Source organism: Lentzea sp. NPDC006480, from assembly GCF_040611995.1.
Classification (GTDB): Bacteria; Actinomycetota; Actinomycetes; order Mycobacteriales; family Pseudonocardiaceae; genus Lentzea.
In genome coordinates, this window is the sequence record NZ_JBEXPJ010000120.1 from 1 (window position 1) to 26,749 (window position 26,749).

Below are 26,749 nucleotides of genomic sequence, written 5' to 3' on the forward strand. Positions count from 1 at the left end.
CCCGCTCGGCGATCTGTGGACAACTGCCGCGGCATCCGCGAGTTGTCCACAGATCGCCCAGAGGTGGCTTGACACGGCCATTTCGCGAATAGGCTGACCTAATTGGCCGGTCTGCCCCCGAGGAGGGCGGGGCCCTGCCCACCTCGCGAAAGCGGCGCCTCGGGTTCACCGAGATCGACCGCCGCACATCGCCGCGCGAGCCCGCGATCGGCAACCGCGTCGGAGTCGACGTGGTGTGGGAACTTCGGCACTAGGGGACGATTTCGAGCTGCGCCATCATGCCGATCCACGAGTGTTCGAGGAAGTGGCAGTGGTAGACGTAGCGGCCGGTGTAGCCGGTGAACGTGGCCTGCACCTTCACCGTGTCGCCGGCGGTGATCGGGATCGTGTCCTTGAGGCCCGCGTCGCCGGGCAGGGGCGGGCCGCCGTTGCGCTCCAGCACGCGGAACTGGACCAGGTGCAGGTGGAAGTTGTGCTTGACGCCGGTCGGGTCGGAGCTCTTGATCAGCCACGTCTCGGTGGTGCCGCGTTTGATCGTGAAGTCGACGCGGTCCATGTCGAAGACCTTGCCGTTGATCGTGCCGTCCGGGCGGTCGTTGGGCTTGAAGAAGAACGCCAGGTCGACCACGCGGTCCACTGTGGAGTAAGGCATCGCGGGCAACGGGCGCAGCTTCGCGGGCACGCGGCTGGAGTCGGAGGCGCGGCGGACCACGTCGAAGCGGAGGATCTCGCCTGCCACCGAGTCGGTGAGCACGACGTGCGATCCCACCGGGTACTTCGAGAAGTCGATGACGATGTCGGAGCGTTCGGCCGAGGAGAGGACGAGCTCCTCCTGTTCCAGTGTGTCGGCGAGCAGGCCGCCGTCGGAGCCGATGCGGGTGAACTTGTCGCCGGTCAGCTTGAGGTGGAAGACGCGCTGGTTGGCGGAGTTGACCAGGCGGAACCGGTACTTGCGGGCGGCGACCTCGAAGTAGGGCTGCGGGACACCGTTGGCGAGCACCACCGTGCGTTTGGACGGGTCGTCGAAGACCACGATGTTGCCGCTGTCGTCGAACTGGATGTCCCGCAACAGGATCGGGATGTCGTAGGCGCCGGAGGGCAGGTTCAGCGCGCGTTCGGAGTCGTCCTCGATCACGTAGGCGCCGTGCAGTCCCAAGTAGACGTGCGCGGCTTCGGTGCCGTGGCTGTGGTCGTGGTACCAGAGGGTCGTGCCCTGCTGGGAGTTCGGGTAGAGGTAGAGGCGGGTGCGGCCCGGTTCGATCACGTCCTTCGGGTGGCCGTCGTGCTCGGGAGCGACGTGGCCGCCGTGCAGGTGGACGTTGGCGGCCTCGTCCATCTTGTTGTGGAACAGGATCAGCGTCTTGCGGCCCGTCTTCGCCCTGATGGTCGGGCCGACGAACTGACCGCCGAAGCCCATGACCGGCGACGTCAGCCCGGGCAGGATCTCCGCCGTCGTTCGTTCGATCGAGAGCTGGTAGATCTCCTGCTTCGCCGTGGACACCACCGGTTTGAGCACCGGCGGCACCGGCATCGCGCGTGTCCACGGCACGATCTCCGGCTTTGCGCCGGTGAAGGTCTTCGACTCCACGAACGTCCTCGCGTGCTCACCGTGCGCCGAGTCCTCGTGACCCTCGGCAGGCGCGAGCAGTTGCGGCACACCGAGCACGCCGGCCGCGACACCTCCCGCGGCGAGCACACTTCGTCTGTTGAGCATCGCTGTTCCCCTAAGCGCCCCAGGCGGATGCGAGCGTGAGAACGCTTCCGCGGCGGTTGGATGCGGCGGAAACCTACGCCGGACGCTCAGGGGGAACACCTAGTTCCAGGACGGCCCTTCCTGTGCAGGGGTGACCGTCTCAAAAGGCCAGTGCGGCCTTCACCGAACGAGTGCGCTCGTCCGCGAGCACTTCGTCATCACCGTTCTGAATCGCTTGCAGCACCTGGGAAACGACGTCCTCCGGCGCAAGCTTGGGTCCGGCCTCACCGGCGGCCAGGTCGGTGTCGATGAAACCGGCGTGCACCGCGATGACGTGAGTTCCCTGTCCTCGCAGGGCTTGCCGCGTCGACTTCGTCAGCGACCAGCCCGCGGCCTTCGACGCCGCGTAGCCCCGCCAGTCCGGACGGCCGATGAACGACAGGATGCTCAGCACGTTCACCAACGTGCCACCGCCATTGGCTTTCAGAATGGGCGCGAACGCGTCGGTCATCCGCACCAGCCCGAAGAAGTTGACCTCGAATTCTGCCTTGATGCTGTCAACGTCCTCGCCCGCGACGAGCACGCCGGCGTTGTTGATGACGATCGAGACGTCTCCCAGTTCCTTGGCCGCGGCTGCCACCGACGCGTCGTCGGTCACGTCCAGTTGGACCGGAATGACGCCTTCGTCCACAACGGACGCCGGGTTGCGCGCCCCCGCGTAGACCTTCGCGCCCCTCTTCACGAGCTCCTGGGCGAACGTCCGGCCGAGTCCTCGGTTGGCACCGGTCACCAGGACGGTTGCAGTGCTGAAGTCCATCACTACCTCCTAGGTTGTCTTCTCAAACCAACCCCGCGGAGGTAGGTTTGATTTCCCAACCCACTGATAGGGACGTCACATGGCCCCTCGAAGCTGCTCGATCGCGAACGCGCTGGAGGTCGTCGGCGAACGCTGGTCGTTGCTGGCGTTGCGCGAGGTCTTCTTCGGCAACACCCGGTTCGACCAGATCGCGGCGTACACGGGCGCCTCGCGGGATGTGCTGGCCGCGCGGCTCAAGAAGCTGGTCAGCGCCGGCGTGCTGGAGAAGGTGCAGTACTCCTCACAGCCGGTGCGGCACGAGTACCACCTGACCGAGGCGGGCCGTGCGCTGCATCCCGTGCTGCTCATGCTGAAGGAGTGGGGCGATCAATACGTGACCGAGGGGCCCCTCCCGCTGGTGTACGAACACTCTTGTGGGCGTGCGCTGGAGCCACGCGTCGTGTGCGCGTATTGCGGCGAGGAGGCATCCCTGGAGTCGCTGACCCGCGCTTCTCAGCCGGTCCACTAAGTTGTGCGGCATGAGTGAGGACGACGAGGACGAGTTCGCCGAGGACGACGACTTCGAGGACGAGGAAGACCCGGACGACCTCTTCGCCGTCACACCCGAGCCGCGCACGGTGTGTCACCTGTGCGGAGGGGCGAGCTACATCGCGGCGCCCACGCTCGCGATCATCGGGGGTGCGCCGCGGACCGTCGACAACGGGCGGGAGTGCCCGCACTGCAACGGCGCGCGGACGTTCAACGGGCTCGTGCCGCCCCTTTAGCCCTGTTCTCCTCGTGCCAGTCGAGGAACTGCGGGACCTGCAGGCGGGCGATCTCGTCGCCGATGACGTCCAGGGCCAGGTCCGCGGAGCGTTTGAAGCGGACGCAGGCCTTGCCCATGTCGAGCTTCTTGCCGGTGGCGGCCCACCTGGTGCGGAACGACTCCTCGAACTCCTCCATCACCGTGGTCAGGTAGACGGCGTAATAGTTCTTCTGGGCCGCCAGCGCCGCGTACATGAGCGGCTTCTTGTTGTACGTCGGGCCGCTCACCTCCAGCGGCACGGCGTAGGTGATCAGGCCCCAGTCCATCTGCTCGACGTAGCCGTCGGGCAGGTTGGCGAGAATGACGTCGCGCACAGCGCTGACCTCGGCACGCCGCTCATCAGGCAGTTCGGCCAGGTACTCCTCGACCGTGGAGGCATTGCTCTTCGCCATGCGCGTACGGTAATCGGTCGTGGAGGTCCTGAAACGAGCCGAATGGCACGAGTTGCGCGAGGCACACGTCGCGCGGATGCGTCGGTTCACCGGGCCGCACCAGGAGCGGAAGCTTCGGCGTGAGAAGCACCCCGTCATGGACTTCCTCTTCACGTACTACAGCCATCGGCCCGTGCGGCTCGAACGGTGGCATCCGGGGCCTGGTGTCGTGTTGGAGGACGCCGCGGAGTACCTGGAGTTTCCGCACTACAAGGCCACGTCGGACGGCGTCACGCTCGACGTGGAGAGCTTCACCCGGCAGCGGGAGAAGACGCTGGAGTTCGTGGAAGCCCTGCTCACGGCGACGCTGAGCAGGCCGGCACGGCTCGGGTGCTTCGGGCTGCACGAGTGGGCGATGGTCTACCGGCAGCAGCCCGAGGAGGTCAGGCACAACGCGTGGCCGCTTCGGCTCGGCAGCGACGGGACGGACGCCGTGGTGGAGGCCAGCCGGATCCAGTGCGGGCATTTCGACGCGTTCAGGTTCTTCACGCAGCCCGCGCGGCCTCGCAACACTCTGCAGCCCACGCGGGAGGAGCAGGTCGCGAACGAGCAGCCGGGGTGCCTGCACGCGAACATGGACCTCTTCAAGTGGGCGTACAAGCTGGAGCCCGCGACGCCGTCGGACCTGGTCGCCGACTGCTTCGAACTGGCCGCTGACGTGCGCGAACTCGACATGCAGGCCTCCCCGTACGACCTGGCTGGGCTGGGCTACCCGCCGGTGCCGATCGAGACCCCGGACGGGCGGGCGGAGTACGTTCGGAGGCAGGCGGCGTTCGCTGAGCGGGCGCGGTCGTTGCGAGAACGGCTCGTGTTCGTTTGCCAGTCGATACATGGAGTGACTTCACTTCGCTGACCAAGTTCACCTGTTAGCGTGATTGGCGGTCGTCGGGGGCCGCTGAGTAGTTGTGAGGGATCGATGTCTCGACACCGCGCGCTGCGGGCGAGGGTGCGGCGCGGGATCGCCAAGTGGCCCGTGCTCATCGTCGTGTTCGTCGTGCTGATCGGCCTCGGCTGGCTCGCTTGGTCGTGGGCCGGTGGTGTGCTCGACAGTCGTGCCAGGGCGTTGGCGCAGAACTGCAGTGAGGGCAACTCGGTGCTGCGCGTTGCCGCGACGCCGAGCGTTGCCGAGTCCGTGGCGGATGTCGCGCGCGCATGGAGCGCCACGCGGCCCGTTGTGTACGACCACTGCATCGCCGTCGAGGTCATCTCGGCGGACTCGGCCGCGGTGCTGGAGGGCCTGACGACGTCCTGGGACTCGGGGAAGCTCGGCGGCCGGCCGCACGCGTGGCTGCCCGACTCGACGTTGTGGGCGAACCGGTTGACGGCTCTGAACGCGAAGCTCGTCGGGGCGGCACCGAAGTCGGTCGGCACCTCGCCGATGCTGCTCGCGGCGCCCGAGGCGGCCGCGCCCGTGCTGAAGGACTTCCGCTGGTCGGACCTGCCAGAGACCACGGACTGGAGCAAGTTCGGTCAGTCGTGGGGACGGTTCAGCGTCGCGATGCCCGATCCGGCCACGAACACGGCTTCCGCGCTGGCGATCCAGTCCGCGCTGGCGGGCGGCAAGGGGCCGGTGACGGCTTCGTCGCTCGGGTCAGAGGCGTCGAAGGCCGCGCTGTCGAAGCTCGCCGCCGCGGTTCCGCCCGAGGTGCCGGCGACGACGTGGGAAGCGTTGCAGCGTCTGGGAGACAGCGCGACGGTGAACGCGGCGGGCTTCAGCGTCACGCCGGTGTCCGAAGTGGACCTCTACAAGCACAACACCGGCAAGGAAGCGCCGTCGAAGCCGCTCGTGGGCGTGCTTCCGCTCGGGCCGACGCCGGTGGCGGACTTCCCGTACATCGCCTTGGGCGGCTCCGAGGTCGGTGAGGCGGAGGTGCGTGCGGCGCAGGCGTTCCGCGAGTTCATGACCGACCCGGCACGGGAGAAGATCCTGGCGGCCGGTGGTTTGCGGGTCTCGTCCACTCAGGACCGCCCGTCGCCCTCCCCCGGTGTGTCGTGGGCCGCGGTGACCGAGAACCTGGTGGCGGCCGACGCGGTGACGACGCAGCAGATCTCGTCGGCGTGGGCTTCCGCCGACCGCGGCGGGCAGGTCGTGACGGTGCTCGCGGACGTGTCGACGTCGATGAAACCCCGGCTCGACAAGGTGAAGGCCGCGGTGCGCGGCCAGATCGACAGATCGGTGTCCGGGTCGTTCGGGCTCTGGGAGTTCGCGCGCGACCTGGACGGCTCCAAGCCCTACAAGCAGCTGGTGGGCACCGGACCGGTGGCGGAGAAGCGCGAGGCGTTGCGTCGCTCCCTGGACGGGCTGAAGACCTCTGACGGCTCGCAGCTCTACACCTCGCTGGCGGCCTGCTACGAATCGGCGCACGACGGGTTCGTGGCCGGGCGGATCAACCGGGTCGTGGTGATCACCGACGGCACCTCGGACGGCGGGATCGACCTGGCGGCGCTGAAGAGCCGGCTGCACGGCAAGGATCTGGCGGTCAGCTTCATCGCGATCGGTGCCGAGGTCGACAAGGACGCGCTGCAGGACATCGCGCAGACCACCGGCGGCTCGGTGTCCGTGGTGGAGAACCCGGACGGGGTCGACGCGGCACTCGGACAGGTGCTGTCGACGAAGGCCTGAGGCCTGTCAGACCCGCGCCCTAGAATTGAAACTGGGGGAACCCGGCCAGAGTCGTGTGTGTGGTGCGCGGCCATAGGGGAACCACGCGCCCTGGCGGGCCGTTGCTCCCTGCATGGGGGAACTGCGGATCCTGGTCGCGTCGATGCCGTTCGCCGGGCATGTGGGCGCGATGGCGGCGGTGTCGCACGAGCTCGTCCGGCGCGGCCACCACGTCATCGCGTACACCGGCGCGAAGTACCGGCACAGGTTCGAGGGCGCCGAGTGGTTGCCGTGGCAGCACGCGCCGGACTTCGACGACGCCGAGCTCAACAAGACGTTTCCGGCGATCGGCGACGGCAAGGGGATGAGAGCGAACTTCGCGAACGTCCGCGACGTGCTGGTCGGAACCGGTGCGGCCCAGGCGAAGGACGTGCTGGAGACCGAGTTCGACCTGGTCGTCACGGATCACCTGGCGTTCGGGGCCGCGATGGCCGCCGAGATCGAGGACGTGCCGTGGGTGACGGTCGCGGTGACACCGCTGGTCGCCAGCCGCCCGCTCGCACGTGCGGTGTCGGGGCTGATCGCCGACGGGATGTTCAACCGCATGCGGGCGGAAGTGGGCCTCCAGCCCAGATCCGGCGCGCTGGAGGCCTTCTACTCGCCAGAACTCCTGCTGGCACAAGGCATGAGAGAGCTGGAGACCGTTCGACCACCACACCAGACCCGGTTCGTCGGACGGTTGATCAGTCCGGCGAAGCGAACAGGGCTCCCCGAGTGGTGGCCCGAGCTCGACGGCCGGACTGTCGTGCACGTGACGCAGGGGACGCTGGAGACGGGCGCGGACGACCTGCTCAGGCCCGCGATGAAGGCGCTCGGAGACCACGACGCCCTGGTGGTGGTCACGACCGGAGGCGCGCCAGCAGAAACCTTGGGACCGTTGCCGGGCAACGTGCGCGCGGCCGAGTTCATCCCCCACGACCTGCTGCTGCCGCGAACCGACGTGATGATCACCAACGGCGGGTGGGGCGGCGTGCTGGCGGCGTTGGAGGCGGGCGTGCCGATGGTCGTCGTGCCGGGCCAGCTGGACAAGGCCCAGGTGGCCAAACGCGTGACACGCGCAGGAGCCGCGATCACCCGGCGGAAGCCCACGAGGCTGCGGGAAGCAGTCGATCAGGTGCTGGAAGAGCCGCGCCACCGAGAGCGCGCCCGCGAACTGGGGCGGCAGATCAAGGCGGCCGGTGGCGCGGCCAGGGCGGCGGACCTGGTCGGGGAACTGCTCAAGCGACGTTGAAGCGGTCGGGATCGGGGCCGGTGCGGGTGCCGTTGTCGAGCTCGGCGATGACCGTCATGTCGTCCTGCGCCAGCTCGAAGTCGAAGATGTCGATGTTCTCCTTGATCCGGTACGGCGTGACGGACTTCGGGATCACCACGTTGCCGAGCTGGACGTGCCAGCGCAGCACGATCTGAGCCGGGGTCTTCGCGTACTTCTCGGCGAGGGCGGTGATGTCCGGTTGCCGCAGCAGCGCGCCCTGGGCCAGCGGTGACCACGCCTCGGTGACGATCTTGTGGGTGACGTGGACCTTGCGCATCTCTTCCTGCTGCAGCAACGGGTGCAGCTCGATCTGGTTCACCGCCGGGGTGGTCGGGAACTCGTCGAAGAGGCGCTGCAGGTGCCGCGTCTGGAAGTTCGAGACGCCGATCGCGCGGACTCGGCCGTCCGCGTAGAGCTGCTCCAAGGCACGCCACGTCTCCGCGTACAGGTCGCGGGACGGTACCGGCCAGTGGATGAGGTAGAGGTCGAGCACGTCCCGGCGCAACCGCCGCATGCTCGCGTCGAACGCGCGCAGCGTCGAGTCGTAGCCCTGGTCGGAGTTCCACAGCTTGGTCGTGACGAACAGGTCGGGGACGCCGGCGATCGCGTCGCCGACCCCGGTCTCGTTGTGGTAGGCGGCCGCCGTGTCGATGCTGCGGTAGCCGGCTTCGATCGCGGTCGTGACCGCGCCGGCCACCTGGTCCTCCGGCACCTGGAAGACGCCGAAGCCCAGTTGAGGGATCCGTACTCCGTTGTTCAACGAGATCAGCGGAACCATGCGGGTAGCTTCGCATCGTTGTAGACGTCGTGCATCGCCTTGATCGTGGCCATGATTTCGTGTCTCAACTCGTCCGGAGCGATCACCTCGACGTCGGCGCCGAATTTGAGCAGGTCAGCGACCGCGTGCCGGGTGGACTCGGTCGGGAAACCGAACTCCTCGCCCGGTTCGGGCTCCAGCTGCCTGATCACGCGCGCCTGGTAGCCGCTGAGCAGGTACCGGGTCTTGTCGAGGCCTGCTCGCGTCATGCGGACCGTGATGCGCTCGCCGTACATGCGCGCCTCGAACTGCTCGGACCACTCGGCCCAGAAGCGCGCGAGATCGAAGTCCTCCGGCCGCTCGAACGTGCCACCCGAGGCTTGCAGTTCCCGGACCCGGGACACGCGGTAGGTGCGGCCGCTGCCGACGAAGTACCAGGTGCCCGCCTTCAAAACGAGGCCGTACGGGTCGACTTCTCGCTGAACGGTCTGGTTGCCCCACCGCTGGTAGGTCATGCGCACGCGCCGTTGCTCCCAGACGGCGTCGGCGATCGTGGCGAGGTGCTCGGTGGGCTCGTCGCCGCGGAACCACGTCGGGGTGTCGAGGTGGAAGCGCTGGCGGATCTGCTCGGCCCGCGACCTCAGTTCGGTCGGCAGCGCGGCCAGCAGCTTGAGCTGGGCTGCTGCGGCGAATTCCTTCAACCCCAGCTCCTCGGCCGGCCCGGGGAGCCCGGCGAGGAACAACGACTGGGCCTCGGAACTGGTCAGGCCGGTGAGACGGGTGCGGTAGCCGTCGATCAGCTGGTACCCGCCGGTCGGGCCGCGGTCGGCGTAGATCGGGATGCCGGCCGCGCTCAACGCGTCGATGTCGCGGTAGATGGTGCGCGGCGAGACCTCCAGCTCAGCGGCCAGTTCGTCCGCAGTCATCCGGCCCCTCGACTGGAGGAGCAGCAGGACCTGGATGAGCCTGCTGGACTTCATGAGTTAAACCTGACACGAACTGTCAGGATCTGCCAGCAGAGTGGTCGACATGAAGGCAACCGGAACCATCGAAGTGAAGAGCTGGGACGAGAACACGTGGGACGGCCGCTCCTACAAGGAGGTCGAGGGGCGCAAGCTGACCGAGGCGCACGTCCAGTTCTCCTACGCGGGCGACATCAGCGGCACCGGGAACTGCCGCTACCTCATGTCGTACGGCGACGACGTGGCGTGGACGACCGCGCTGGAGGAGATCACGACCGACGAGGGCACGGTGATCCTGCGGCACGTCGGCGCGTACCGGACCGGCGTCGAGGCCGTGATCGAGATTCTGGACGGCACCGGCGCCTACGCGGGGGCGAAAGGTGCGGCGACGGTCGACTGGGCGGAGGATGGCAGCGGCACCTACACCCTGGAGTACGAGGTCTGACGATGACCAACGCCCCCATCTACGACGCGACCAAGCAGCGGATCACCGAGCTGGTGCAGGACAGGGATCCGCAGACGCCCGTGGCGGCGACCCCGGGCTGGTCGGTCAAGGATGTCGTGGCGCATCTGGCCGGCGGTCTGCGTGATTTCGTGGACCGCCGGTTCGACGGCGTCGAGTCCGGCGAGTGGGGCGAACGGCAGGTCCGCGACCGCCGCGCCAACACACTGGACGACGCGTTCGCCGAGTGGGAGGCGAACCGCTCGCTGGCCGAGCCGCTGTTCGACACCCCGATGGGGTCCGTGCTGATCGCCGAGGTGGTGCAGCACGAGCACGATCTCCGCGCGGCGCTGGCGGTTCCCGGCGATCGGGACGGCGTCGCGGTCCGCGCCGCGTTGACGAAACCGTTGCAGCAGCTGGATCAGCGGATGCGGGACAACGAGGTGCCGGCGTTGCGGATCACCCTGGAGCACGGCGACCGGGTGCTCGGGCACGGCGAGCCGGAGGGGACGTTGCGGACGACCTCGTTCGAGCTGATGCGGGCCATCGGCGGGCGGCGGTCGGCCGACCAGATCAAGGCGCTGGACTGGGACGGCGACCCGGACACGTGGATCGCGGCGCTGGCGTTGTTCGGACGACACCGGCCGGAGCCGTTCAGTGAGTGACTGGCTCGCCGACACGCGGGACTCGTACGACACCGTCGCGGTCAGCTATGCCGACTGCACGCGCGCTCTCATCGCCGAACTGCCGTATGTGCGGGCAGCGCTGAGGTTGTTCGCGGAGCTGGTGCGCGGACCCGTGGCGGACGTCGGCTGCGGACCCGGTCTGGTCACCGCGCACCTGCACGACCTCGGGGTGGACGTGTTCGGCGTCGACCTCTCCCCCGCGATGATCTCGCTGGCCCGGCGGGAGCATCCGGGGCTGCGGTTCGAGGTCGGTTCGATGACGGAGCCGCTCGGCACGCCGGTGGCCGGGATCCTCGCGTGGTGGTCGTTGATCCACGTCCCGGACGACGAGGTGCCCGTGGTCTTCGGGCACTTCCACGACGCGCTGGAGCCGGACGGGTTGCTGGTGCTCGGTTTCCACGTCGGTGACACGACGAACCTGAAGACGCAGGGGTACGGCGGGCGTCCGATGCGGGTGCACGTGCACCTGCGGCCGCCCGAGCGAGTGGCGGAGTGGTTGCGGGCGGCGGGGTTCTCCGTCGAGGCCCAGTGGCTGCTGGGCACGGACGGAGCCGTCATCTTCGCGCGGCGCGGGGTGAGATGATCCGGCCGTGTCAGATGAGCAGACCTGTCAGCGCTGCGGCGAGAACGTCGAGCTGGACCGCGAGGACTTCGAGCTGTTCGAGCGCATGCATCCCGAGTGCTTCCACTTCGCGTTCGAGCACGACCTGAACAAGCCCGGCCTCGGCGTCGACGAGGACTGCGGCGACCCCGCCTGCCCGGCCGCAGGCTAGGCGCCGATGACCCTGTGCTCGACCAGCGCCGCCATCGCTTCCACGACGGGGCACCTCTCCAGCGGAGTCAGCTCCTCCAGCCCGCGCACCTTCTGGAGCGCGAGGCGCAGGGTGGACGCGGCCAGCGGCGTGGCGACCTGCCAGGCGCGGAACAGCGCGAGCGGCAGCTCCCACTGGCCCGCGGCGTCGTCGAGGCGGCCGTCCAGCAACGCTCGGGCGCCGGAGCCGATGGATGGCCAGCGGTGCAGTTCGATCACCAGCTGGGCCGGGGTGAGCGACTGGAGCTCGTCGCAGCGGACGAACGGGTGCCCGGCGACGTCGGGCAGCAGGTCCCAGGAGACCCGCGGGGGCGAGCCCTGGGTGAAGTTGGTGGCCAGGTCCGTCGCCTCGGACAGCTGGGCGGCGGCGGTGTTGAACGACGCACGGTCGTGGAACGGGACCTCCTCCCACAGCACGCCGAGCCGGCGTTCCACGGGCGGGTGGCCGGCACCCCGCACGAACAGCGACTTCTCGACGTTGTGCACGACGGTGACGGCCACGAGGGCGCCCAACGGCACCAGCGACGGCGGGCCGGAGTCGTGCGCCGCGAGCACCGCTTGGTAGGCGAGGCGATCGGCGTCCAACGGGCCACGCAGGTGGTGGGCCAGCTCGTGCGCGATGACGAACCGCAGGCTGTGCGTGGCCAGCAGGTCTGCCGTGTGCTGCTGGAAGGGTTCCAGCGGGATCGTCAGAGTCCGCACGGAGCCGGACGAACGCTCGACGCGGCTCGTGTACCGCAGGAGGGCGGCGAGCAGCGCGGTGTCGAAGGGGCGTTGTCTCCGCAGGCGCCTGAGGAATGAGTTCGGGCGGGCGACGGCCAGGGCCAGGTGCCTGCTGTAGACCGGGACCAGGGCCAGCACGGCCTCGGAGATCCCGATCAGCGCCGAGCCGTCCGGATAGCTCGTCGACGCGGCCGACACGGCGGCGTCCGACGTCAGCCCGACCGACCGCAGCCGCTTGCGGTCGTGGCCTGCCTGGGCCATCGCCTCGACGACCGAGTCCTTGATCTCATCGGCGGTCTCCGCCATCGTTCGCACGCTCGATCAGTCGGCAGTTGATCAGCGAGCGTTACGAAATTTCCTTGCACCACAACGTTTCCACCCGACTGGCCCCAGAAATGCCGAAGGGGCGCACCCCCGAGTGCGCCCCTTCGGAGTACCGGATCAGCTGCCGTACGCCGAGAGCGGCGGGCAGGAGCAGACCAGGTTGCGGTCGCCCTTCGCGCCGTCGATGCGGCGGACGGGCGGCCAGATCTTCGGAGCAGAAGTACCGGCCGGGTAGACGGCCTCCTCGCGGGTGTACGGGTGGTTCCACTCGCCGACGGTCACGCTGGCCGCGGTGTGCGGGGCGTTGCGCAGCGGGTTGTCCTCGACCGGCCACTCGCCGGCGCCGACGCGGTCGATCTCGCGCTTGATGGCGATCATGGCGTCGATGAACCGGTCGATCTCGGCCAGGTCCTCGGACTCGGTCGGCTCGACCATCAGCGTGCCCGCGACCGGGAACGACATCGTCGGGGCGTGCAGGCCGTAGTCCGCGAGCCGCTTCGCCACGTCGTCGACCGTCACGCCGGTCGCCTTGGTGATCGGGCGCAGGTCGAGAATGCACTCGTGGGCCACGAAGCCGCCCTCACCCGTGTAGAGCACCGGGTAGTGCTCGTCCAGGCGCCGGGCGACGTAGTTCGCGGCGGCCACGGCGGTCAGGGTCGCGCGGCGCAGGCCGTCGCCGCCCATCATCCGCACGTACGCCCACGAGATCGGCAGGATCGACGCGGAACCCCACGGGGCGGCGGAGATCGGACCGACACCCGTGGCGGGACCGGCGGTCGGCTGCAGCGGGTGGTTCGGCAGGAACGGCGCGAGGTGCGAGCGCACACCGATCGGGCCGACACCGGGGCCACCGCCACCGTGCGGGATGCAGAACGTCTTGTGCAGGTTCAGGTGCGAGACGTCCGAACCGAACTTGCCGTAGCGCGCCAGGCCGATGAGCGCGTTGAGGTTCGCGCCGTCGACGTACACCTGGCCGCCCGCGTCGTGCACCAGGCCGCAGACCTCGCGGACCGTGTCCTCGTACACGCCGTGCGTCGACGGGTAGGTGATCATGATCGCGGCGAGGTCGTCGGAGTGCTCCGCGACGGTCTCGCGCAGGTGACCCATGTCGATGTTGCCCTTGTCGTCGCACTTCACGACGACGACCCGCATGCCGGCCATGACGGCGGACGCGGCGTTGGTGCCGTGCGCGGACGACGGGATCAGGCAGACGTCACGCGCCGCCTCGTCGCGCGAACGGTGGTACGCGCGGATCGCGAGCAGACCGGCGAACTCACCCTGCGAACCGGCGTTGGGCTGCAACGACACCGCGTCGTAGCCGGTGACCTCGGCGAGCCACGCCTCCAGGTCGGAGACGATCTTCAGCAGCCCCTTGGCGTCCTCGACCGGCGCGAACGGGTGCAGCGTCGAGAACTCCGGCCACGTGATGGACTCCATCTCCGCGGTGGCGTTCAGCTTCATCGTGCAGGAGCCGAGCGGGATCATGCTGCGGTCGAGCGCGACGTCCTTGTCCGACAACGCCCGCAGGTACCGCAGCAGCGCGGTCTCGGAGCGGTGCGCGTGGAAGACCGGGTGGGTCAGGTAGTCGGACGTGCGGCGCAGGTCAGCCGGGATGCCGTCCGCGGTGTCGGCGTCGATGGCGTCCACATCGGACCCCGTCACACCGAACGCTTCCCACACCGCGACGAGGTGCGCACGCGTCGTCTTCTCGTCGCAAGCGATTGCCACGACGTCGGCGTCGACCTGACGCAGGTTGATGCCGAACGAACGCGCCTTCTCGACGACCTCAGCCGCGCGACCCTCGACCCGAACCTGCACGGTGTCGAAGAACTCGCCGTGCACGACGTCCAGACCGGCCTCGCACAGGCCCGTGGCGAGCACGGTGGCGAAGCGGTGCACGCGGGTCGCGATCGCCCGCAGGCCCTCAGGACCGTGGTAGACCGCGTACATCGAGGCGATCACGGCGAGCAACACCTGCGCGGTGCAGATGTTCGACGTGGCCTTCTCGCGGCGGATGTGCTGCTCACGGGTCTGCAGCGCGAGGCGGTAAGCGAGCGAACCGTCGGAGTCGACCGAGACACCGACCAGACGGCCGGGCAGCTGACGCTCCAAACCGGACCGGACGGCCATGTACCCGGCGTGCGGGCCACCGAAGCCGATCGGCACACCGAAGCGCTGCGTGGTGCCGACGACGACGTCCGCACCGATCTCGCCCGGCGCGCGCAGCAGCGTCAGCGCCAGCAGGTCCGCGACGACGACGGCCTGCGCACCGGCGTTGTGGATCTCCTCGATCAGGTCCTTCTGGTCACGCACCACACCGGACGCGCCGGGGTACGACAGCAGCACGCCGAAGAAGTCGCCGCCCAGGCCGAGGCCCTCGATGCCCTGCGACAGGTCCGCGACGACGATCTCGATGCCCAGCGGCTCGGCGCGCGTCTCGATCACGGCCAGCGTCTGCGGCAGCGTGTCGGCGTCGACGACGAACTTGTTCGACTTCGAGCGGCCGCCGCGGCGCACCAGCGTCATCGCCTCGGCGGCGGCGGTCGACTCGTCCAGCATGGACGCGTTCGCGACCGGCAGGCCGGTCAGGTCGCCGACCATGGTCTGGAAGTTCAGCAGCGCCTCGAGGCGGCCCTGCGAGATCTCCGGCTGGTACGGCGTGTAGGCCGTGTACCAGGCCGGGCTTTCGAGAACGTTGCGCAGGATCACGCCCGGCGTGACGGTGTCGTAGTAGCCGAGGCCGATCATCTGCGTCATCGGGCGGTTCTGCGACGCGAGCTCACGCAGCTCGGCGAGCGCCTCGGTCTCCGTCGCCGGAGCGGGCAGGTCGAGCACGAGGTCGCGCTCGTGAATGGACGAAGGCACCGCGTGCTGCGCCAGCTCCTCCAGCGATCCGACGCCGATGACGTCGAGGATGCGCGCGAGTTCGGCCGGGCGCGGACCGACGTGGCGGTCGGCGAACGGGGTGCCGTGCTCGAGAGCGGCGAGCGGAATGCGGTCCTGCGTCATCAAACGCCTCCGGGGGCTGCGGGCACACGTGTCCTGGTGCCCTCCCCGCTCTGTCCGTACCCCGAAGGGCGCCTGAGAGGTTCACCCCGGCCGTGACCGGGACTTTCACCGTCGGCGGGATCCCTCCCGAAAATCGGGCGGAGGGCTCCACTTTCCAGAGGCGTCTAGCTCACGCGGTCCTGGGTGCCTGAGAGGTTCCCGGGGAGGAACTTGCTCCTTCGGCGCCGGGGGTGAAACCCGGTCTCTCCCGCCTGAGTTCAGCGACTACCCGCGAAGAATACCCGCAGGCTGCCCAGGTAGTCGTCAGGGACGCGACGAACGTCTCAGCAACGACCCTCGTTGAGTACGCGGGGAGCTTTCGTACTCTCCTGCAGTACGCGGGGGCCCCGCGTACCAGCCGGGCAGGGTCAGCCCGTCGCGCGTTCCCGGCGTCGGCGAGCCAGCTCGTCCTCGGTCATGGGAGCGATCTCGACGCCGTCCGCACGTTCGGCCGGGAACTCGTGGATCGTCCCGGAAATCTCCCGCATGGCACCGGAAACCGCGATGCCGAACACGCCCTGACCGCCTTGCAGCAGGTCCACGACCTCTTCCGGCGAGGTGCACTCGTAGACGGTCGTCCCGTCCGAGAAGAGCGTGATCTTCGCCAGGTCCTGCACGCCGCGACGGCGCAGGTGGTCGACCGCGACCCGGATGTTCTGCAACGAGACACCGGTGTCCAGCAACCGCTTCACGACCTTCAGAACCAGGATGTCCTTGAAGGAGTACAACCGCTGACTGCCGGACCCGTGGGCCATCCGCACCGTCGGCGCGACGAGCCCGGTCCTGGCCCAGTAGTCGAGCTGCCGGTACGTGATGCCCGCGATCTGACACGCCGCGGGACCCCGGTAGCCGACGAGTTCGTCCGGCAGCGAGGAGTCCGGGAACAGCTCACCCTGCTGCCCGGATTCGGCCCGCACGGGCGCTTCCTCGACCACGCCTGCCTCCCCTCGGAACGACCACGAAACTCATGGCCGTCAAGCCGCTGCGTCAGCTCGCGCGAACCAGCGACGTCCACTCGAGTTCGACGGTAAGACCGGCCAGAGGGCTGGTCAACGCGACGCGCGGGGAGTGTCGACCCTCAACCTCAGGTAGAGAGTGACAACGTCACCCGAACCAGGAGGTTCAGGTGACGTTTAGTGATCGTTTAGCGCGCAAATCAAGCGGAAAGTAGCCCAATTGAGCGACAGGCCCCGGAGGTACGGTGGTTCCAAACGAGACAGACAGCGACGCCCGAGCAAAACTCAGGTGTCTGCGCCTCGGAAGTCCTCAGGGGAGACCGAGTCGAGGAACTCGCGGAACTTCTCGACCTCGTCCTCCTGCTCGTCCGGGATGATCAGGCCGGCCTCGGCCAGCACCGACTCCTCGGCGTGGATCGGCACCCCGACGCGCAACGCCAGCGCCACCGAGTCCGAGGGCCGCGCGGAGACCCGCACGTCGCCGTCGAACACGAGCTCGGCGAAGAAGGTGCCCTCCTGCAGGTCGGTGATCCGCACCTGTTCGAGGTTGCGTCCCAGCGCTCCGATGACGTCCTTCAGCAGGTCGTGTGTGAGAGGCCGGGCCGGGCGGACGCCCTGTTGCTCGAGCGCGATGGCCGTGGCTTCGACGGAGCCGATCCAGATCGGCAGGTACCGCTCGCCCTCGGTTTCGCGCAGAAGAAGGATCGGCTGGTTCTGGGGCAGCTCCACCCGCACGCCGACGACACGCATCTCGCTCATCGGGCCTCGCCTCCCTCTATGTCGTTCGGGAGTACCCGGATTCACACCCGAGCATCCCCCGGCGTACCTGTTCGACGCTACCCGCCAAGCGGGCCGTGTGCTCAATTGTTGCGGGCAGATCGTGATCAAGACTGCACTCGAACCTGACAGATCAGGACTGCCGCAAGCCCGCTCTTACCAACAACGTGTGCAACGAGGTGAACAGGTCAGCCAATTCCCGGACCGTCTCGGGATCTGAGAAGGACTTCAGCACAACGACCTCGTGGTCCGCCGCAGCGCGAACCGCGCGCAGGTGTTCGCGCTCGACGCCGAGTCCGGTCATAGTCCGGATCGTGCGGAGCGCGGTGATGTCGTCGACGGTGAACCGGCCGCCGGGGCCGGCGCGCAGCAGGCCGTCGCGTTCCAGCTGGGACAGCTGTTCGGCGCTGATTCCGGTCTGCGCCAGCAGTTCGACCCGCGACAACGACGAGGAGTCCACAGGGGTGGCGTCGAGTTGTTCGCGGATCACCTTGAGCGGCAGGTATCTGTCGCGTTGTGCGGACAGCACGAAGCGCAGCCTCTCGACGTCCGCCACGGAGAACTGGCGGTAACCGGAAGCTGTGCGAGCCGGGCGGACCAGCCCCTCCGCTTCCAGGAAGCGGATCTTGGAGATGGACACCTCGGGGAACTCGGGGCGGAGCTGCGAGAGCACCGCCCCGATGCTCAGTCCCCCACGTTGTGGCCGCCCGGCCGTCACGCGTCAGGCTCCCGCGGAGCCAGGACCCGTCAGGAAGACGAGGCGGAACTTGCCGATCTGGACCTCGTCGCCGTTCGCGAGGACGGCCTGGTCGACCGGCTCGCGGTTGACGTAGGTGCCGTTGAGGCTGCCGACGTCGATGACGACGAACTCGCCGCTCTCCCGGCGGAACTCGGCGTGGCGGCGCGAGACCGTCACGTCGTCCAGGAAGATGTCGCTGTCGGGGTGGCGCCCTGCGCTCGTCGTGTCGCGGTCCAGCAGGAACCGGGACCCGGCGTTCGGGCCGCGCTTCACCACGAGCAGCGCGGAACCGGCGGGAAGTGCGTCAACACCGGCAACTGCCGGCTCCTGGGCGGGCGCCTCGGCGCCGCCCTCCATCTCCTGGAGGAAGTCCGCCCGGAAGACGGAGGTCCGCTCCGGGGACTGCTCCGGCGGAACGCCTGGGCCGTCGTTCGTGCTCACCTGAGCTCTCCTCCTGCTGCTGGATCCGTCACTTCCGGTAAAACCTATCGCGTTCGGGTCGCCACCTTCAGCGCGGCTCCCCTTCCGGCCGAAGATCCGGCGAAAGATCGACGTCACTCCTTCTCCACCAACGCCTTGTACCCGTCAGCGTCCAGCAGGCCTTCCAGCGCGTCCGGGTCGTTCAGCCGGATCTCCACCATCCAGCCCTCGCCGTACGGGTCGGTGTTCACCGAGTCGGGTGCCTGCACCAACGCGTCGTTGATGGCGACGACCTCACCGTCGAGCGGCGAGTAGAGGTCGGACACGCTCTTGGTGGACTCGACCTCGCCGAACGTGTCGCCCGCTGCGACGGTGTGGCCGACTTCGGGCAGCTGGACGAAGACGACGTCACCGAGCTGTTCCTGGGCGTAGTCGGTGATGCCGACGCGCACGGTGTTCTCGCCCGTGCTGGCGACCCACTCGTGCTCCTCGGTGTAGCGAAGCTCCTCGGGAATCAACTGACTGCGCTCCTCGTGCTAAACCTGTATGGGGTGATCTTTTCACGCGGCCTTGGTGGGAGTGACCCGCAGGGCCGAGAAGAACTGGTAGACGTACAGCAGCGCCGACCACAGGTAGAGCGCTCCGCCCCAGGCCGTGAAGGCGTAGGCGAACGGCTGGGCGACCTGCGCCCACGCCGAGTCGCCCTGCGCGAGCAGCAGCAGGGGGAAGGCGTACAGCAGGTTGAACGTCGCGGCCTTGCCCAGGTAGGTGACCTCGAACGGGCCCCAGCCGCGGTGCCGCAGGATCAGCAGGCAGACGCCGACGACGAGCTCTCGCCCCACCAGCACGAGAGCGATCCACAGCGGCACGATGTCCCTGATCACGAACGCCAGCAGCGTGCAGAACACGTAGAGGCGGTCGGCGGCGGGATCGAGCAGCGCGCCCAGGTTGCTCATCTGGTTGAACCAGCGGGCGATCTTGCCGTCCAGCCAGTCGGACAGCCCCGCGAGGACGAGGACGAGCAGCGCCCAGCCGTCCGCGCGGGGTCCGAGCAACAGGTACAGGAAGAGCGGAACACCGGCCAGCCGCAACACGCTGAGCAGGTTCGGAATCGTCAGCAGGCGATCAGCCGGATCACGCACACCCGCACTCTAAACGAGTGACTGCGCAGGGGCTGCCGGATGGCGTCACGGCACGCGGTGCGACTGGTTGCGGGTGGCGGTGAAGTTACCGCGGTGTTGCAGAAGCTCAGGCTGTCTTGAAGAGCGTCCATCCTCGGCGCTGCATCTCGGCGCCGGAGATGGCGTGCGGGCGGCCCCGGTCGTCCCGGCCGACCCAGCGAGCGCGAAGACCCTCGAGCACATACGCGTGACCCCGGCTCCACACGACGCTGCAAGGCGTGGTGGGCAGCTCCTCGGCCTCGTGTGGCTGGATCTCCATGGCGGTTCTCATCTCAGTCCCTCCGTGACATCAGGGATGTCGCGCACCGGGGCTCCGGCGTTATCCCTGAGAACGAATTCTGGCGGACTGTGGTTCAGAACACGTGTCCTGTTTGGGTCCTTAGCGTTAACTGGATCAATCGGCGCGCCGAGCTGTTCGGGCCCGAAGCCGGACGGATAACAGGTTGGTTGTCAGTGCAACCGTTCGTCGTGCGGCGACAACCGCACAACGTTTGCGACATATCGGCGTGGCCTAACCTCACTGCGTGGACCAGGTGAAATTCGGTACTGAGCTCATCTCGCGGTTGATGGACCACCTCTGCGCCCAGCTCGACGGCTGCGAAGGTGTCGGCCTCAGCGTGTGGCCCGAGGGCAAGCTGCTGCGGGCCGTCGGCCGGGCCGGCGAGCTCGACCAGGTCCAGCTGGACGGGGGCGAGGGACCGCTCGTCGAGGCCTCTCGCGACGAACGGCAGGTGTCCGGTCAGGTCGGCGGCGTGGACGTCGTCGCGGTGCCGGGCAGCTGGGGTGACAGCGGCCCGGTGGTGCTGACGGTCTACCTCTCGCACTCGCCGCGGGTCGAGGACCTGAAGGTGATCGAGGAGATCGAGCCGCTCGTGGCCACCGCGGCCGCGATGGTCGAGTTCTGCGCGGGTGAAGTGCTGCGCGCCGACCAGATGGTGCGGATGGTGCAGCACCGGCGCTACATCGAGCAGGCGAAGGGCCTGCTGATGGGGGTGCGGCTCTGCGCGCCTGGTGAAGCGTTCGAACTGCTGGTGCGGGCGAGCCAGCGCGCCAACGTGAAGCTGCGGGACGTGGCGACCGCGTTGGTGCTGGTCGTCGGCGGAACCCTGGAGGACAGCGCCGAGGAGGTCGTCGAGCCGCCGGCCGTCGCGTTCGACGTCGCACGAAGACTCTGGGACGCGCTCAAAACCCCGGGAAAGATGTGAGACCGCACGTTTGAGCTTCACAGTGGCTGGGTACGGAATGCTCGACCTGTCCTGTGGTGCGGCCACTCACGTACGGTGAGGCCGCAGCGGTTGAGCCAGCAGCCGCGTTAGGAGCCGCTGCGGTAGTGGCTCTCTGGGTGCGAGAGGGAGTACATCGGTGACTGTGCAGGACCCGCGAGCGGAGCAGACCATCGCACTGTCGGCCAGCCAGCCGGCGGCCGGTGTCACGGTGCTCGCCGTGTCCGGCGAGGTCGACATGGTGTCCGCGCCCGCGTTGCGCGACGCCTTCGTCAACGGCCTGGCCGACGGCGGCACCTTCGTGGTGGACATGACCGGCGTGACGTTCCTCGGGTCCGCCGGCCTGGCGGTTCTGGTGGAGGCGGCCCGGCTGGCGCCACAGCATTCCGCGGCCCTCAAGGTCGTGGCCACCGCACGGGCCGTGACGCGGCCTCTGGAGGCCACGGGTCTCGGTGAGGTGTTCAGCGTGCACGAGTCCGTGGACGCTGCTGTCAGCGCCTGACGGTGAGGCGGTTTCCCGCCGCCTCCAGCGCTTCGGCGACCGCGTGGAGCGCCTGCTGGACCCCGGCCCTGTCCTCACCGAGCCGGGTGAGGTCGACGGTCAGCGGGACGGTACCTCCGCGCGCCGCCGTGGTGAGCGTGCGCCGCAGTGCCGGTCCGGCCTCTGCCGGTACGTTGCCCCGGACGACGGCGACGACGCCGGAGGAGGTCTCGTGGAGCTCGCAGTCGGGCGCCACCTGCGGCCCGAGCGTCAGGGGCGATCGGGCGCGGCGCAGTCGCACGGTCGTGCCTTTCGCCGAGCGGTCTATCACGACCTCGTCCACGCTCTCCCGCATGAGCAGAAGTCCTCTGCCGCGCATGGTGAGCGCGGGTGGCGGGACGCGCCACTGGCCGTGGTCGGACACGTCGACGGCGACCGTGCCGTCGTCGCCGATCCTCGCGCGGACCTCGACGGTGCCGCGCGCGGGCGCCGGGTACGCGTGCTCGACCGAGTTGTTGACCGCTTCGCTGACCGCGAGGACGAGATCGCTCGCTTCGTCCTCGTCGAAACCGCTGCCCTGCAGCCACTCGCGGAGTTGGTGCCGCACGGGCGCCACCTCGTGCGGGTCCGCCGGGAAGCGGAGGGCCAGGGAGTCCTCTTGCACCAGCACAACGCTCCTCCCCTGGGTTGCCTCTGCCAGGTGACTTCCCAGGTAGCCCGGCCAATACACGTGTGAAATGAGATCGATTCGGGTACGGCAATGACATGCCGGCCTTCAGCAGAACGGACTACGAGGTGGGTGTGACGCATTTGTCAGGGGTCGAACTCAGGATGGCCGCGGATCCCACGCAGCTGTCCATCGTCCGCGCCGTAGCGGCGGACATCGCCATGCGGCAGGACTTCGATCTCGACTCGATCGAGGACCTGAAGCTCGCCGTGGACGAGACGTGCTCGACGTTGATCACGCTGGCGGCGCACGACGCCGTCCTGAGCTGCCACTTCGCGGTGGACGGCACAGGTGCTGTGCGCGTGTCCGCCCAGATCGCCACCAAGTCGGCCGCCGGGCCTGACGAGGGCAGCTTCGGGTGGCGCGTGCTGACCGCGCTCGTCGACTCCGTGGAGACCAGGGTCGACGAGGCCGAAGGGTTCGTGGTCCACATCGACCTCGTGAAATCCTCGGCAGGAGCGGCGGTGGATGCGTGACCAGCTCGGAGGAGGCGACCAAAACCTCTCCTGCCGAGGAGAAGAAGTCCTCGCAGGGCGGTGACTACGACCACTTGGCCCCGCTGTTCGCCGAGCTCGCGGCCACCCCGCCGGGGCCCGCGCGGGAGACGCTGCGGGACCGCCTGGTCACCGAGCACCTCCCGGTCGCCCAGCACATCGCCCGCCGGTTCGGCCACCGCGGCGAACCGCACGAGGACCTCGTGCAGGTCGCGACGGTCGGTCTGATCAACGCGGTCGACCGGTTCGACCCGGACCGCGGCAGCGATTTTCTTTCCTTCGCGGTGCCGACGATCATGGGTGAGGTGCGGAAGTACTTCCGCGACTCCAGCTGGTCCGTCCGCATGCCGCGGCGCCTGAAGGAACTGCACCTGGCGATCAACGCGGGCACCTCGCGGCTCTCGCAGTCGCTGGGGCGCGCGCCGACGCCGTCCGAGCTCGCCGAGCACCTGGGGCTCTCCCGGGAGGAGATCCACGAAGGACTCGCGGCCGGAAACGCTTACCAGAGCGCGTCTTTGGACGACATGCTGATGTCCGAGGACTCCTCGATCTCGCTGGGTTCGACCATCGGCGAGGAGGACCCCGAGATCGCGATGATCGAGCAGCGGGAGGCACTGCACCCGTTGCTGCAGAAGCTGCCCGAGCGGGAGCGGAAGATCGTGATCATGCGGTTCTTCGGCAACATGACCCAGACGCAGATCGCGCAGAAGGTCGGGATCTCGCAGATGCACGTCTCGCGGTTGCTCGCGAAGACGTTGCGGCAACTGCGGGACGTGCTGGAGGAGTGACGGCTGCGCGCCAGCCCTGATGGCGTCTGCAGGTACCGCCAACCTCGATGTTGGTAGTACTTGCAGGCGCTATCAGCACCAGCCACGCACAGCTAGGACGCCACGCGGACGCGGCGCCGGGCAGCGGTGATGATCTGGCGCCGCTCGTCCTCGCCCATGCCTCCCCACACGCCGTACGGCTCCTGGGCGTCGAGGGCGTGCTCGCGGCACTGCGCCAGCACCGGGCAGTGCGCGCAGATCGCCTTGGCCTTCTCCTCCCGGGCGGCTCGGGCGTAGCCGCGTTCGTTGTCCGGGTGGAAGAAGACGGCGCTGTTCTGGCCGCGGCACAGCCCTTCCATCTGCCAGTCCCACACGTCGGTGACCGGCTTGGGCAGACGGGTCGTGCAGGTCATCGCGACTCCCTTGCTGGGCGGAAGAGTTGCGATCACTGCGTACCCGTGGTCTGACCAGCGGTAAACCTTCTACAACCTTTCGGGCGCGCCAATTCCCAGCAGCGACAACCCCAGCGTGAGCACCCGGGACGTGAGCGTGAGCAAGTGCAGCCGCGAGTCCTGCAGCTCCTGCGACTCCGCCGTGGCCACCGGGCAGTGGTTGTAGAACGTCGAGAACGCCGTGGCCGTCTCGAACAGGTAGTTCGTGAGCTTGTGCGGCGCCAGTTCGTCGACCGCCGCCTGAATGGCCGTGGGCAGCTGCAACAGCTTCAACGCCAGGTCCCGCTCGGCCGGCTCCTGCAGGAGCAGCGGCGCGTCAGCGGGCGCCTCCCGCCCCACCTTGCGCCCGATCGAGAGGATCCGGGCGTTCGCGTACTGGATGTACACCGACGTGTCGCCGGTCGTCGCCAGCATCTTCTCCCAGGTGAAGACGTAGTCCTTCTCCCGGTCGTTCGAGAGGTCCGCGTACTTCACCGCGCCCAGTCCGATCGTCCTGGCGAGCGCGTCCTTCTCCGCACCCTCCACTTCGGACGTTTCGGGCATCACCTTGTACGAGTTCTCGACCGCCTCGGTCAGCAGCTCGATGAGCTTGATCGTCCCGCCCGCGCGCGTCCGGATCGTCTTGCCGTCCGACCCCAGAATCGTGCCGAACCCGGTGTGCACGGCCCGGTGCGCGTCGTCCAGCCAGCCGGCCTGCTTGGACGTCGCGAAGATCATCTGGAAGTGCTGCGCCTGCGGGTTGCCGACGACGTAGATGAGCTCGTCGACCTTGCGCTCCCGCACCCAGTAGCGCACGGTCGCGAAGTCCGTGGTGGCGTACCCGTACCCGCCGTCGCTCTTCCGCACGATCAACGGCAGCCGGTCGCCCTCCCGGTTCGAGAACCCCGGCGGGAACACGCAGAGCGCGCCGTCGCTGGTCTCGACGAGCCCTTTCTGCTGCAGCTCGGTGATCGTGTCCGCGAGGTACGGGTTGTAGAAGCTCTCCCCGTAGTTGTCCCCGGCCGACAGCCCGATGCCGAGCAGTTCGTAGATCTGGTTGAAGTGCCGCTGCGACTCCCCGACCAGCTCGTGCCACAACGCGAGCGTCGCCTCGTCGCCGCCCTGCAGCAGCACGACCCGCCGCCGCGCCCGGTCCGCGAACTCCGGCTCGCTGTCGAACTTCTGCCGCGCCTGCTGGTAGAACGCGTTGAGGTCGCTGATCTCGTGATCGGCGCCGTGCCCCTCGTCCGTCAGGTGCTCGATGAGCATCCCGAACGGCGTGCCCCAGTCCCCGAGGTGGTTGTGCGGGATGACCTCGTGCCCGGCGAACGTCAGCAGCCGGCAGAACGCGTCGCCGATGATCGTCGACCGCAGGTGGCCGACGTGCATCTCCTTGGCCACGTTCGGGCTGCTGTAGTCGATCGCGATCCGCCGCGGCTCCTCGGTCAGGGGCACGCCGAGCCGCTCGTCCCCGAGCAGCGCCGCCGCCTGCGATTCCAGCCATTCCTTCTTCAACCGCAGGTTGATGAAGCCGGGCCCGGCGATCTCCGGAGCCTCGATCGCGTCCGCCGCGTCCAGGTGCCCGACGATCAGCTCGGCGACCTCGCGAGGCTTCTTGCCGAGCTTCTTCGAGAGGCTCATGGCGACGTTGCACTGGTAGTCCGCACCGTCTCGGTTGGACGGTCGGATCAGCGCTTCCTCCGCAGTGATGTCCACGTCCAGCGCAGCGCGCAACGCAAGCGCAACCCGCTGGCCCAGCTCGAGCCCGACATCCCCACGCAGCACTGAACCCACCTTCCACCGCAAGCTTTCCCCCAAGTATTTCACCCAGCGCCAAACCTGATTCGACCGCGCCCGGCTCGAACACGCGTTCGGCAGCTGTGACGCGGCTCACGAGCTGTCACGTCCAGGCTGGATGCGGCGTCCTGTGGCCATGAGCAAAGCGATCAACGAAGCAACGTTCCGCCGTCTCCACGACGCCATCGGCACCCGCGACCCGGAGGTCATCTCGAAGGTGATCGACGAGGTCGCCGATCCTGGCCTCGTCTTCCACGCGCCGAAGCCCGGTGTCGGATCCGGGGCAGAGGCGCTCAAGCAGGTGTGGGTGACGCTGCTGCGGGCGTTCCCCGACATCGAGGTCACCATCGAGGACGTGGTCGCGGAGGGGGACGAGGTCGTCTACCGCAACCGGGTCACCGGCACCCATCGGGGCGAGTACCGGGGCCTGCCACCGACCGGCAGGTCCGTCGACTACGCCGAGATCTTCATCGTCCGCTTCGCCGGCGGGCGGATCGCCGAGATCTGGGGAGTCGTCGACGTCTTCTCCCAGCTGCGGCAACTCGGCGTCATCGACGCCTGACCGCGGGTCCGGAGTGGACGGTCACCACCGGCCGAGCAGCAACGCCCCGCCACCCACCAGTGCCGTGACGCTGACGACGCCGAACAAGGTCACCCACCCGAGCGCGGGCACCCCGGTCAGCCAGGCCAGCTGGTCGGCATCGGACCGGGGAGCCTGCCGCCGCCACCGCTTGACCTGCAGTTCCCACACCGGCCGCACCCCGCCGAGCAGCAGGAACCAGGCGAACACGTACGCGGCCGTGTCCCGGACCTCGGCGGAGGCGTAGAAGGACACGAAGAAGAACGCCCCGCCGGTGATGATGATCGAGAGCACGCCGAACACGTTGCGGATCATGACCAGCATGGCGGCCAGGAACCCGATGCTGATCCACAACATCAGCTGGATCTGCTCGTTCGTGATGAGCACCGCGGCCCCGAACCCGAGCAGCGAGGGCGCGAGGTAACCGGCGAGGGCGGTGAGGACCATGCCGGGCCCGCGCGGCTTGCCCCGGGAAACGGTGAGACCGCTGGTGTCGGAGTGCAGCTTGATGCCGCTGAGCCGCCTGCCCGTGAGCACCGCGAGCAACGCGTGCCCGCCCTCGTGCGCGATGGTGATGACATTGCGGGTGACCCGCCAGATCCCGTGCAACGCGACCGCCAGGAACGCGGCCAGCGCCGTTCCCCACGTGATCAGGACCTCATGAGTCAGCAGACCCCCGGTCGGGTGACCGATCGGTTCGTTGACCGATTCGGCGTGCCCGGAATCCGCGGCCACCGCGGCACCTACCCTTCACACACGCGCT

32 protein-coding genes and 1 riboswitch are annotated in these 26,749 nt (G+C 68.5%); of the genes, 14 read left to right on the plus strand and 18 right to left on the minus strand.

The genetic code is table 11. The features are described 5' to 3' along the window. Positions 1 to 250 precede the first annotated feature (250 nt). Together ABZX92_RS33415 and ABZX92_RS33420 are read right to left on the minus strand one after the other, a co-directional pair. Positions 251 to 1,714, minus strand: coding sequence for a multicopper oxidase family protein (locus tag ABZX92_RS33415; protein ID WP_355568301.1), 1,464 nt, complete (start codon positions 1,712 to 1,714; stop codon positions 251 to 253). A 139-nt stretch (positions 1,715 to 1,853) separates the two neighbouring features. Further along, a complete protein-coding gene (locus tag ABZX92_RS33420) occupies positions 1,854 to 2,510 on the minus strand; it encodes an SDR family oxidoreductase (RefSeq protein WP_355568303.1) in 657 nt (218 codons plus the stop codon). A gap of 79 nt (positions 2,511 to 2,589) precedes the next feature. On the opposite strand from ABZX92_RS33420, the gene ABZX92_RS33425 reads away from it, so the two are divergent. After that, entirely contained in the window at positions 2,590 to 3,018 is a 429-nt protein-coding gene (locus tag ABZX92_RS33425; RefSeq protein WP_355568306.1) for a helix-turn-helix domain-containing protein, read from the plus strand. A gap of 10 nt (positions 3,019 to 3,028) precedes the next feature. Next, positions 3,029 to 3,274: a hypothetical protein gene (locus tag ABZX92_RS33430; protein ID WP_355568309.1), complete on the plus strand. Its 246-nt coding sequence runs from the start codon at positions 3,029 to 3,031 to the stop codon at positions 3,272 to 3,274. Here ABZX92_RS33430 and ABZX92_RS33435 read toward each other — a convergent pair. Beyond that, complete coding sequence (locus ABZX92_RS33435; protein ID WP_355568312.1) at positions 3,249 to 3,707, minus strand: DUF1801 domain-containing protein; 459 nt, start codon at positions 3,705 to 3,707, stop codon at positions 3,249 to 3,251. The two genes, ABZX92_RS33430 and ABZX92_RS33435, sit on opposite strands and share 26 nt — an antisense overlap. Positions 3,708 to 3,783: 76 nt before the next feature. Here ABZX92_RS33435 and ABZX92_RS33440 point away from each other — a divergent pair, with 76 nt between their 5' ends. From ABZX92_RS33440 to ABZX92_RS33450, 3 genes are all read left to right on the plus strand, one after another. Beyond that, positions 3,784 to 4,599, plus strand: coding sequence for a 3-methyladenine DNA glycosylase (locus ABZX92_RS33440; protein ID WP_355568373.1), 816 nt, complete (start codon positions 3,784 to 3,786; stop codon positions 4,597 to 4,599). A gap of 63 nt (positions 4,600 to 4,662) precedes the next feature. Continuing rightward, a complete protein-coding gene (locus ABZX92_RS33445; RefSeq protein WP_355568314.1) occupies positions 4,663 to 6,369 on the plus strand; it encodes a substrate-binding domain-containing protein in 1,707 nt (568 codons plus the stop codon). Between the two features lie 112 nt (positions 6,370 to 6,481). Beyond that, complete coding sequence (locus tag ABZX92_RS33450; protein ID WP_355568317.1) at positions 6,482 to 7,639, plus strand: glycosyltransferase; 1,158 nt, start codon at positions 6,482 to 6,484, stop codon at positions 7,637 to 7,639. On the opposite strand, the gene ABZX92_RS33455 is transcribed toward ABZX92_RS33450, so the two are convergent. Further along, on the minus strand, positions 7,626 to 8,438 hold the full coding sequence (locus ABZX92_RS33455) for an aldo/keto reductase (RefSeq protein ID WP_355568320.1): 813 nt from the start codon (positions 8,436 to 8,438) through the stop codon (positions 7,626 to 7,628). The genes ABZX92_RS33450 and ABZX92_RS33455 overlap by 14 nt on opposite strands. After that, the gene (locus tag ABZX92_RS33460; RefSeq protein WP_355568323.1) at positions 8,426 to 9,397 is read right to left on the minus strand and encodes a YafY family protein; all 972 of its coding nucleotides are present in this window, start codon (positions 9,395 to 9,397) and stop codon (positions 8,426 to 8,428) included. The genes ABZX92_RS33455 and ABZX92_RS33460 overlap by 13 nt, the downstream gene beginning before the upstream one ends. 49 nt (positions 9,398 to 9,446) lie before the next feature. On the opposite strand from ABZX92_RS33460, the gene ABZX92_RS33465 reads away from it, so the two are divergent. The 4 genes from ABZX92_RS33465 to ABZX92_RS33480 are packed head-to-tail and all read left to right on the plus strand — an operon-like array spanning position 9,447 to position 11,280. Then, a complete protein-coding gene (locus ABZX92_RS33465) occupies positions 9,447 to 9,824 on the plus strand; it encodes a DUF3224 domain-containing protein (RefSeq protein ID WP_355568326.1) in 378 nt (125 codons plus the stop codon). 2 nt (positions 9,825 to 9,826) lie between these two features. After that, on the plus strand, positions 9,827 to 10,486 hold the full coding sequence (locus tag ABZX92_RS33470) for a maleylpyruvate isomerase N-terminal domain-containing protein (protein WP_355568329.1): 660 nt from the start codon (positions 9,827 to 9,829) through the stop codon (positions 10,484 to 10,486). Beyond that, on the plus strand, positions 10,479 to 11,090 hold the full coding sequence (locus ABZX92_RS33475; RefSeq protein WP_355568332.1) for a class I SAM-dependent methyltransferase: 612 nt from the start codon (positions 10,479 to 10,481) through the stop codon (positions 11,088 to 11,090). The genes ABZX92_RS33470 and ABZX92_RS33475 overlap by 8 nt, the downstream gene beginning before the upstream one ends. Positions 11,091 to 11,097: 7 nt before the next feature. Then, positions 11,098 to 11,280, plus strand: coding sequence for a hypothetical protein (locus ABZX92_RS33480; RefSeq protein ID WP_355568335.1), 183 nt, complete (start codon positions 11,098 to 11,100; stop codon positions 11,278 to 11,280). Here ABZX92_RS33480 and ABZX92_RS33485 read toward each other — a convergent pair. From ABZX92_RS33485 to ABZX92_RS33525, 9 genes are all read right to left on the minus strand, one after another. Next, complete coding sequence (locus ABZX92_RS33485) at positions 11,277 to 12,347, minus strand: hypothetical protein (RefSeq protein WP_355568338.1); 1,071 nt, start codon at positions 12,345 to 12,347, stop codon at positions 11,277 to 11,279. The genes ABZX92_RS33480 and ABZX92_RS33485 overlap by 4 nt on opposite strands. A 135-nt stretch (positions 12,348 to 12,482) precedes the next feature. Then, on the minus strand, positions 12,483 to 15,374 hold the full coding sequence (gene gcvP, locus ABZX92_RS33490; protein WP_355568341.1) for an aminomethyl-transferring glycine dehydrogenase: 2,892 nt from the start codon (positions 15,372 to 15,374) through the stop codon (positions 12,483 to 12,485). A gap of 164 nt (positions 15,375 to 15,538) precedes the next feature. Further along, a riboswitch (glycine riboswitch) is annotated at positions 15,539 to 15,634 on the minus strand. 147 nt (positions 15,635 to 15,781) lie between these two features. Further along, complete coding sequence (locus tag ABZX92_RS33495) at positions 15,782 to 16,348, minus strand: MerR family transcriptional regulator (protein ID WP_109637263.1); 567 nt, start codon at positions 16,346 to 16,348, stop codon at positions 15,782 to 15,784. Positions 16,349 to 16,654: 306 nt separating this feature from the next. Beyond that, complete coding sequence (locus ABZX92_RS33500) at positions 16,655 to 17,128, minus strand: bifunctional nuclease family protein (protein WP_030468959.1); 474 nt, start codon at positions 17,126 to 17,128, stop codon at positions 16,655 to 16,657. A 151-nt stretch (positions 17,129 to 17,279) separates the two neighbouring features. Continuing rightward, on the minus strand, positions 17,280 to 17,834 hold the full coding sequence (locus ABZX92_RS33505; RefSeq protein ID WP_355568375.1) for a MerR family transcriptional regulator: 555 nt from the start codon (positions 17,832 to 17,834) through the stop codon (positions 17,280 to 17,282). Positions 17,835 to 17,867: 33 nt separating this feature from the next. Then, positions 17,868 to 18,326 (minus strand): glycogen accumulation regulator GarA, encoded by a 459-nt coding sequence (gene garA / locus ABZX92_RS33510; protein WP_030476302.1) that lies wholly within the window; start codon positions 18,324 to 18,326, stop codon positions 17,868 to 17,870. Between the two features lie 113 nt (positions 18,327 to 18,439). Further along, positions 18,440 to 18,823 carry a glycine cleavage system protein GcvH gene (gcvH, locus tag ABZX92_RS33515; protein WP_355568344.1) on the minus strand — a complete coding sequence of 128 codons (384 nt, stop codon included), beginning with the start codon at positions 18,821 to 18,823 and terminating at the stop codon, positions 18,440 to 18,442. 42 nt (positions 18,824 to 18,865) lie between these two features. After that, a complete protein-coding gene (locus tag ABZX92_RS33520) occupies positions 18,866 to 19,447 on the minus strand; it encodes a CDP-alcohol phosphatidyltransferase family protein (RefSeq protein WP_355568347.1) in 582 nt (193 codons plus the stop codon). Between the two features lie 106 nt (positions 19,448 to 19,553). Beyond that, on the minus strand, positions 19,554 to 19,757 hold the full coding sequence (locus ABZX92_RS33525; RefSeq protein ID WP_355568349.1) for a hypothetical protein: 204 nt from the start codon (positions 19,755 to 19,757) through the stop codon (positions 19,554 to 19,556). Positions 19,758 to 20,010: 253 nt separating this feature from the next. Here ABZX92_RS33525 and ABZX92_RS33530 point away from each other — a divergent pair, with 253 nt between their 5' ends. Together ABZX92_RS33530 and ABZX92_RS33535 are read left to right on the plus strand one after the other, a co-directional pair. Then, positions 20,011 to 20,691, plus strand: coding sequence for an ANTAR domain-containing protein (locus ABZX92_RS33530; protein WP_355568352.1), 681 nt, complete (start codon positions 20,011 to 20,013; stop codon positions 20,689 to 20,691). 157 nt (positions 20,692 to 20,848) lie between these two features. Continuing rightward, a complete protein-coding gene (locus ABZX92_RS33535; protein WP_355568354.1) occupies positions 20,849 to 21,211 on the plus strand; it encodes an STAS domain-containing protein in 363 nt (120 codons plus the stop codon). On the opposite strand, the gene ABZX92_RS33540 is transcribed toward ABZX92_RS33535, so the two are convergent. Beyond that, positions 21,201 to 21,854, minus strand: coding sequence for an ATP-binding protein (locus ABZX92_RS33540; RefSeq protein ID WP_355568357.1), 654 nt, complete (start codon positions 21,852 to 21,854; stop codon positions 21,201 to 21,203). The two genes, ABZX92_RS33535 and ABZX92_RS33540, sit on opposite strands and share 11 nt — an antisense overlap. Positions 21,855 to 21,955: 101 nt before the next feature. On the opposite strand from ABZX92_RS33540, the gene ABZX92_RS33545 reads away from it, so the two are divergent. Further along, complete coding sequence (locus tag ABZX92_RS33545; protein WP_355568359.1) at positions 21,956 to 22,393, plus strand: ATP-binding protein; 438 nt, start codon at positions 21,956 to 21,958, stop codon at positions 22,391 to 22,393. Between the two features lie 74 nt (positions 22,394 to 22,467). Further along, positions 22,468 to 23,199 (plus strand): SigB/SigF/SigG family RNA polymerase sigma factor, encoded by a 732-nt coding sequence (locus tag ABZX92_RS33550; RefSeq protein WP_355568378.1) that lies wholly within the window; start codon positions 22,468 to 22,470, stop codon positions 23,197 to 23,199. Between the two features lie 92 nt (positions 23,200 to 23,291). Here ABZX92_RS33550 and ABZX92_RS33555 read toward each other — a convergent pair whose 3' ends face one another. Together ABZX92_RS33555 and argS are read right to left on the minus strand one after the other, a co-directional pair. Beyond that, positions 23,292 to 23,591, minus strand: a complete 300-nt coding sequence (locus ABZX92_RS33555; RefSeq protein ID WP_355568362.1) for a WhiB family transcriptional regulator — start codon at positions 23,589 to 23,591, stop codon at positions 23,292 to 23,294. 69 nt (positions 23,592 to 23,660) lie between these two features. Next, entirely contained in the window at positions 23,661 to 25,394 is a 1,734-nt protein-coding gene (gene argS, locus ABZX92_RS33560; protein WP_355568365.1) for an arginine--tRNA ligase, read from the minus strand. Positions 25,395 to 25,542: 148 nt separating this feature from the next. Between argS and ABZX92_RS33565 the strand changes: the two genes are divergently transcribed. Continuing rightward, entirely contained in the window at positions 25,543 to 25,968 is a 426-nt protein-coding gene (locus tag ABZX92_RS33565; RefSeq protein ID WP_355568368.1) for an ester cyclase, read from the plus strand. A 21-nt stretch (positions 25,969 to 25,989) separates the two neighbouring features. Here ABZX92_RS33565 and ABZX92_RS33570 read toward each other — a convergent pair whose 3' ends face one another. Continuing rightward, positions 25,990 to 26,721, minus strand: coding sequence for a M50 family metallopeptidase (locus ABZX92_RS33570; protein ID WP_355568371.1), 732 nt, complete (start codon positions 26,719 to 26,721; stop codon positions 25,990 to 25,992). Positions 26,722 to 26,749 lie beyond the last annotated feature (28 nt).

Bases quoted from the DNA above. Each gene is read 5' to 3' on its own strand.
- ABZX92_RS33415 (WP_355568301.1), bottom strand. From the start codon at position 1,714: ATGCTCAACAGACGAAGTGTGCTCGCCGCGGGAGGTGTCGCGGCCGGC.
- ABZX92_RS33420 (WP_355568303.1), bottom strand. From the start codon at position 2,510: ATGGACTTCAGCACTGCAACCGTCCTGGTGACCGGTGCCAACCGAGGA.
- ABZX92_RS33425 (WP_355568306.1), top strand. From the start codon at position 2,590: ATGGCCCCTCGAAGCTGCTCGATCGCGAACGCGCTGGAGGTCGTCGGC.
- ABZX92_RS33430 (WP_355568309.1), top strand. From the start codon at position 3,029: ATGAGTGAGGACGACGAGGACGAGTTCGCCGAGGACGACGACTTCGAG.
- ABZX92_RS33435 (WP_355568312.1), bottom strand. From the start codon at position 3,707: ATGGCGAAGAGCAATGCCTCCACGGTCGAGGAGTACCTGGCCGAACTG.
- ABZX92_RS33440 (WP_355568373.1), top strand. From the start codon at position 3,784: ATGCGTCGGTTCACCGGGCCGCACCAGGAGCGGAAGCTTCGGCGTGAG.
- ABZX92_RS33445 (WP_355568314.1), top strand. From the start codon at position 4,663: ATGTCTCGACACCGCGCGCTGCGGGCGAGGGTGCGGCGCGGGATCGCC.
- ABZX92_RS33450 (WP_355568317.1), top strand. From the start codon at position 6,482: ATGGGGGAACTGCGGATCCTGGTCGCGTCGATGCCGTTCGCCGGGCAT.
- ABZX92_RS33455 (WP_355568320.1), bottom strand. From the start codon at position 8,438: ATGGTTCCGCTGATCTCGTTGAACAACGGAGTACGGATCCCTCAACTG.
- ABZX92_RS33460 (WP_355568323.1), bottom strand. From the start codon at position 9,397: ATGAAGTCCAGCAGGCTCATCCAGGTCCTGCTGCTCCTCCAGTCGAGG.
- ABZX92_RS33465 (WP_355568326.1), top strand. From the start codon at position 9,447: ATGAAGGCAACCGGAACCATCGAAGTGAAGAGCTGGGACGAGAACACG.
- ABZX92_RS33470 (WP_355568329.1), top strand. From the start codon at position 9,827: ATGACCAACGCCCCCATCTACGACGCGACCAAGCAGCGGATCACCGAG.
- ABZX92_RS33485 (WP_355568338.1), bottom strand. From the start codon at position 12,347: ATGGCGGAGACCGCCGATGAGATCAAGGACTCGGTCGTCGAGGCGATG.
- gcvP (WP_355568341.1), bottom strand. From the start codon at position 15,374: ATGACGCAGGACCGCATTCCGCTCGCCGCTCTCGAGCACGGCACCCCG.
- ABZX92_RS33500 (WP_030468959.1), bottom strand. From the start codon at position 17,128: ATGAGCGAGATGCGTGTCGTCGGCGTGCGGGTGGAGCTGCCCCAGAAC.
- ABZX92_RS33525 (WP_355568349.1), bottom strand. From the start codon at position 19,757: ATGAGAACCGCCATGGAGATCCAGCCACACGAGGCCGAGGAGCTGCCC.
- ABZX92_RS33545 (WP_355568359.1), top strand. From the start codon at position 21,956: ATGCCGGCCTTCAGCAGAACGGACTACGAGGTGGGTGTGACGCATTTG.
- ABZX92_RS33555 (WP_355568362.1), bottom strand. From the start codon at position 23,591: ATGACCTGCACGACCCGTCTGCCCAAGCCGGTCACCGACGTGTGGGAC.
- ABZX92_RS33565 (WP_355568368.1), top strand. From the start codon at position 25,543: ATGAGCAAAGCGATCAACGAAGCAACGTTCCGCCGTCTCCACGACGCC.